The sequence below is a fragment of the Gammaproteobacteria bacterium genome (genome assembly GCA_003696665.1).
Taxonomy (GTDB): domain Bacteria; phylum Pseudomonadota; class Gammaproteobacteria; order Enterobacterales.
Genome location: RFGJ01000591.1, coordinates 1 through 1978, shown reverse-complemented (window position 1 = coordinate 1978; position 1978 = coordinate 1). Strand labels below are relative to the sequence as shown.

Annotated in this window: 1 protein-coding gene and 1 tRNA gene; one reads left to right on the top strand and one right to left on the bottom strand. The window is 52.7% G+C overall.

Annotated features, from left to right (window positions below):
- Positions 1–442 precede the first annotated feature (442 nt).
- The gene (locus D6694_14380; protein ID RMH35854.1) at positions 443–1714 is read left to right on the top strand and encodes a hypothetical protein; all 1272 of its coding nucleotides are present in this window, start codon (positions 443–445) and stop codon (positions 1712–1714) included.
- Between the two features lie 97 nt (positions 1715–1811).
- Here D6694_14380 and D6694_14375 read toward each other — a convergent pair.
- Positions 1812–1888, bottom strand: a tRNA-Met gene (locus tag D6694_14375).
- Between the last annotated feature and the right edge of the window lie 90 nt (positions 1889–1978).

Below are 1978 nucleotides of genomic sequence, written 5' to 3'. Positions count from 1 at the left end.
GCACTCGGTGCCACACTCCGGGCACGGCCATCGATGTCGCCGCGGGTGTCCTACCCAGACGTCGACCCGCTGCCTTGGGACGTCGAGGTCCACTTTCTCCACGGTCCAGGTTCTTCCAGGCCAACAGGTGCTGGTACAGGGTCGTGTCGCGCATGGCTCGCCTCCTTTCGGCGAACCACACTACCGCGACCTTTACCCACTAGAAACCTGGAAGAACCACCAGGCACCGGGCGGAGGAGTCCGCCCACGAGGCACTGGTGCTGCCACCGACCTTGCAGAAATTTGGGTCAAGTAATACGCTGTTATCGCGAATTATGGTATCATACCTTTGTTTGACACCGTGATTTGTGTTGTGTGTTGGGGGATTGCGGACTATTTTGGGATCAAGGGTTGGTGTGGCTCTGCCCGGATTTTTTATATCTTGACAATGTGGAGAGTATGAATGGGGCGTGAGTCGTTTTCACGGTTTCGTTGGTCGGTCGAATTGCCAGGATATTGTTGGCACGAGTTGGATGGCGAGGAAGTGCAACGGATTGTGCGTTACAGGCCTCTCGGGATACGAACCCAGCAGCCTGTTGAGGTCCGCGAGAAGATAAGAAAACGGACCGCTCATTCAGTGTTTGGTACGCCTGTTATTGTCAGGCTGGAAAATGTTGATCATCAAAAGACCGGCCGAAGTGCTACCGGGTGCTGGGTTCTTAAGAGAAAGGAGCAAAGGTCGTTTGGGGTGGGGGAACGGGTGTATTCGCCGATGGAGGAGCCTGCTCTGTATCGACATTTTGCCGACACGGAGCTGAATTCGGAAGCAATATTGAAATTTGCTAATAATTGGGGGGTGTTGGGAAGTTTCCGCGTCGGTATTGATTTCCCCTTCTTGAGAACGAGTCCGCCGGAGTTTTTGGATTTTTGGTTGAGTGAAATCGCGTCGATGCGTCTTGCGATCAGTTTGTGGGATTGCTTGCGTCGGCAAGATTTTAAGCGACTGAGAAAATTGATCAAGATTGAATCGGCTTCGAAAGAGGAGCCATGTGTAGTTGTCAGTCAAGAGGGGTTGGAAAATATATCGTTAAAGTTGTCGAACGTGTTGAAAAGTGTGGTGCCGCCTGTGCAGGAAAGGGTGCGTAATATTACAAACCCTCGGTTCATTTCCAGAGCGGTGAGGCGAGCAGACGCGCTGTTGAGCACGGAGGTTCAAAGATTTGTAGAGGAACACTTTGGTATAGTTGGGCCTGGCGCGAAGATGAGGTTGGGTAAGGAGCTTTTGTCTGCGATAACCGTTAGTATTTTAGAGGAACTTATAAATGTTGGTCTTCGAGAAGAGTTGTCCCAAAATGTTTTTTCTGTGGATGTCACTTCCATTGCGAGTGGCTTTGGAAGGGGCGTCAAGTTTAGCACCGAGTGGTGCCCAAAAAGTTTGATCGGTGCACTGTGGTTGCAATTTGCGAGGTCGATAGAGGTGGGAGCAGAATACAGAAGATGTGTGGTGTGCGGAAAATGGTTCGAATTGGTGACAAGAGAAGTAAAAAGAACGAGGCTTTATTGCTCTTCTGCATGCCGATTTAAACAATATAGGGAACGGCAAAAGTCGGCCGTGGAGGCGTATGTGGCGGGACGAGCTGTCGACGACATCGCCCGGGAGTTGGGGACGGATACGGAGACGGTGAGGAAGTGGATAGCGAGGGGCGCAGAGCTCCGCCCGGAGGATCAAGGGTAGCCGTTGAGCTTCCTTGTTGGAAATAGTGTTGGAAAGGCGGCTGGGCGAACGAAAGAACGGGCACCTAGGATTAGCCCTAAGTGCCCGTCTTCTTTGCTGGTAGCGGGGGCAGGACTTGAACCTGCAACCTTCGGGTTATGAGCCCGACGAGCTACCAAATTGCTCCACCCCGCGACACGCAAGCCGCATTATACGCACCGGCCGGCCGGTGTCAACCCCTGGTGAACGCTTTTCCTTGACCGGGCCCGCTGGGCACTCGTAATC